The sequence below is a fragment of the Nocardia farcinica genome (genome assembly GCF_029867845.1).
Lineage (GTDB): Bacteria > Actinomycetota > Actinomycetes > Mycobacteriales > Mycobacteriaceae > Nocardia > Nocardia farcinica_A.
Genome location: NZ_JARWRU010000549.1, coordinates 1 through 3,699, shown reverse-complemented (window position 1 = coordinate 3,699; position 3,699 = coordinate 1). Strand labels below are relative to the sequence as shown.

2 protein-coding genes and 1 pseudogene are annotated in these 3,699 nt (G+C 71.4%); all 3 read right to left on the bottom strand.

All coding sequences use genetic code 11. The features are described from left to right. A partial coding sequence (locus tag QH283_RS11935) for a glycosyl hydrolase family 28-related protein (protein ID WP_280503070.1) occupies window positions 1-1,215 on the bottom strand: 1,215 nt, incomplete at its 3' end. A gap of 49 nt (window positions 1,216-1,264) precedes the next feature. After that, a complete protein-coding gene (locus QH283_RS11930; RefSeq protein ID WP_280503069.1) occupies window positions 1,265-2,851 on the bottom strand; it encodes a protein tyrosine kinase in 1,587 nt (528 codons plus the stop codon). Further along, a pseudogene (locus QH283_RS11925) lies at window positions 2,848-3,699 on the bottom strand (hypothetical protein); the annotation flags it as partial. The pseudogene QH283_RS11925 and the gene QH283_RS11930, both read right to left, overlap by 4 nt.

Genomic DNA, 3,699 nt, shown 5'->3' with positions numbered 1-3,699 from the left:
CCCGAGTTCGTGGGTGATCACCCCGTAGACCGGACGGTCCGCGGTGCCGTCCTGGGAGCGGGCGCGCAGGATCTCGGCGTCACCGGCGCCCTGGGCGGTGACGGTGCCGGTGAAGGTGGGCCGGTGCAGGCGGCCGCGGCCGACGACCTGCCAGCCTTCGGGGAACACCCGGGAGTCGAGGTCGTCGCCGGCACTGGAGATCAGGTTGACGGCGGTGCCCTGCGGGCAGCCCTTGGGGTCGATGCGCAGTTCGGCCGGACTGTGACCGGGATCGGGGTCGAAGGCGATGTTGGCCAGGTACGGCTGGCGGCAGTGGATCATCTCCACGCACGCGGCGCGCCCGGCGACCTTGCAGTTCACCATGCCGAACTGGGCGGGTCCGCCACGGTCGGCGACACCGACCTGCACCGCCACCTCCGAACCCTCGAACCACACATTGGTCAGCCACCAGTTGGCGGCGGGCCCGTCGATGAGCAGGTGCCGGTCGGTGGTGCCCGGGTCGGTGTCGGAGACGAATTCGGAGTTGGCGATGGACAGTCCGGCGGCGTGGGCGTCGGTGCCGACCCCGAGCACGCCGATGCGGTTGCTGGTGAACTTCGAGGAGGTGACGTAGTTCTGGATGCAGGACGTGCTCAGGCCGATGCCGAAGTTGTTGATGTCGCAGTCGATGAACGAGGTGCCGCCGGTGTTGGCTTCCAGCACGACGCCGCGTTGCCCGGCGTAGCGGGGGAAGTTGTCGCCGAGGTGGTTGCCGCGCACCAGCACGGTGTCGAAGCTGCACCGGAAGCATTCGGTGAGCTGGATGGCGGTGGCCTTCGGGCCGGTCAGATAGAACCCCATGCGCGCGAACCGCACCCGCTGCTTGTTGCGCAAGGTCACCAAGGTGGTGTCGGTTTCACAGAACACCGTGGTGACATCCGCGCCGTCGCCGTAGACGACCGCGTAGTCGGGCAGTTCGGGGAAAGCGGTCACCTTGTAGTCACCCGCGGGCAGATACACCACCGGCGGCGGGCCGTCGGTGCGGCACGCCTCGGCGAGGGCGGCGGTGTCGTCGGCTTTCCCGTCGCCGACGGCGCCGAAATCACGGATGTTGCGCACGGCGGTTCCTCCCGGGGGCAGCGGGCCGGTGGGTTCCTGAGCGTTGCAGGACGCGATCGGCACCGCGGCGATGCCGAGCCCGGCGGCGAGCAGATGACGGCGACGGAACCGGGTCATCGCGTCCCCCGTTCCCGGCCGTGGACGGTGCGGGCGTGGCGGCGCCGGATCATCGCAGCGGTCCCACCTTCCCGAAACCGTCGCTGTCGGCGGGTGCGGGCGCCGCGGCGGGCGGAACCGGCTGGTTCGGGCCCGTCACCGGTGCGGCGGGTTGTGGGGCCGCCGCCTGCGCCGCCTGCGCCGGTGCGGCGGGCGGGTTGGGGTCGCGGCGGGTGAGCCGTTGCAGCAGGGTGCGCGGGGACGGGACGGCGACCAGCCCGGTGAGCTGTCCACCGGCGGCGGTCAGCGCCGCCAGGTCCTGTTCGAGGCGGCGGTTGGTGGCCTCGCCGAGCACGGTGACCGCGACGATGCCCGCGGCGCGGGCGGCCAGAGCACTGGCCTCGCCCGCGGCGGCGGGGCCCGCGGTTTCGACGACGACATGGTCGTAGCGGGCGGCCGCGTCGGCGAGCAGCTCGGTGAAGCGGGCGGAAGCGATGAGGTCGGGGGTGCGGGCGTCGGCGTTGCCGAGCGCGAGCACGGTGATGCCGCGCGCCGCCCAGTGCGTGGTGGTGTCGGTGAGGCGGGCTTCCCCGCGCAGCACCAGATCCAGGCCGCCGGGCACCCTCGGCCCGGTGGTCGGTTCGTCGGCGGGCGGGGCGGCGGGGATGCTGCGCAGGTCGATCTTGGTGGTGCGCAGGGTGGCGTTCTCGAGGTAGTCGTGTCCGGCGGCGGTGGCGGAACGGTGCAGCAGCTGGGTGTCGCGGATCGGCCAGTCCCCCGCCGTGACCGGCAGCAGCGTGCTGGTGCCCGCGCCGGTGGTGTCGGCGTCGATCAGCAGCACCCGGCGTCCGGCGGCGGCGAGGGTTTCGGCGAGCGCGGCGGCGAAACCGTGGCGGTGCCCACCACCGACGGCGGTGACGAGCAGCGGGGTGGCGGTTTCCGGCACCCGGGCGCGCAGCGCCCGCAGGCCGGCGGTCTCCCCGGACCCGCCGAGATCGACGAAGCCGAGCACCGGCACATCGAACGGTTCGAGGTCCTCGACCCCACGCGGACGACGGGAGAACCGTTCCAGCAGGTAGGCGGCCACGGCGCCGAGCAGCAGACCACCGACCGCGCCCGCGGCCAGCAGGGTGGCGCCGCCACCACCGTCGGGTTCGGTCGGCAGTTCGGCCCGGTCGACAACCGCCACCCGCGCCGCCGGGGCGGCGGTGACCTCGATGGTCTCGAGATCGTGGATGAGCGCACGCATCTGCGACACCACCTCGTCGGTGATGACACGGGCGCGTTCGGGGTCCTCGTCGGTGACGTAGACGTTGAGCATGGTGGTGGCGGGCGGGGAGTCCGCCGACACCTGCGCGGCGAGTTCCTCACGGGTGGAGTCCAGCGACAGCTGCCCGATGACACGGTCGATGACGGTGTCGCTGGTGACCAGCTCCAGATAGGACCGCACCCGCTGCTGAGCGGCCAGACCACCCTGGTAGGAGTCCGCGACCGAGGTGCCGGTGGCCATCGACACGTACACGCTGCTGGAGGCGGTGTAGGTCTGCGGGCTCGACTGCACCTGGTAGGCGGCCAAGCCGATGCCCAGCGCCGGACCGGCGAGCAGTATCGGCCAGCGGCGGCGGGCGATACGCAGATAGTCGGGCAGTTCCATCATCGGTTTCCTTCACTCCCAACGATCGCCGGTTCCGGCCGCGACGGCGGCTCGGCGCTCCGGTTCCGATGCCGGCGCCAGTGCCCCACCGCGAGACGGGTCAACCAGGCCAGCACGATGACTTGCAGATATTTGCCGAGCGTCTCGGCGCTGCCGAGCATGCCGCGTTCGAACACCACCGGCACCTCGATGAGCGCGACACCGAACAGCACCGGCACCAGATGCCGGGCATACAGCACCCGCGCCCACCCGACGAGCACCACCGCGGTGAACAGCATGCCGACGACCACCCCGGTGTAGCCGCCGAGCACATATCCTTCGGCGACATTGCCTTCGGCCAGCGACACCGACACCTGGCTCATGTCCACCGACGCGCCACGCACCTCGGCCGCCCACGTGGTGCCCGCGTGCATCTTCTCGGTGGTCAGCAACTGGCTGGGCACCATCGCCTTGGCCAGATGCCCGAGCACTTCGCCGGCGCTCAGCCACGAGTCCGGGCCGACATAGTAGGCGTCGGTGGCGGCTTCGAGCAGGTCGAAACGACGAAGCAGGCTCAGGAACGGCCGCACCTGCTCCGGGTAGGCGGCGTCGATGTTGGCGGCCTCGGCCTTCAGATACGGGGTGGTCTTCAACGATTGCAGCCAGTCGAAGCCCACGATGCCCAGCACCGACACCCCGGCGATGCCCGCGATCTTGTCACGGGTCCAACCGGTGAGCGCGAACCGCACCGCGATCGCCAGCGCCGCCCCCAGGATCGGAGTCTTGGAGGAGATCGCGGTGGTCCACCACAGCTCCCCCAGCACCAACAACCCCAGCGTCGCCAGATTGGCGCGGGTGGTGGCCGGACGCGC

What these genes read in the sequence shown, in the direction of transcription:
- QH283_RS11930 (WP_280503069.1), bottom strand. Translation starts at nt 2,851, where the DNA reads ATGATGGAACTGCCCGACTATCTGCGTATCGCCCGCCGCCGCTGGCCG.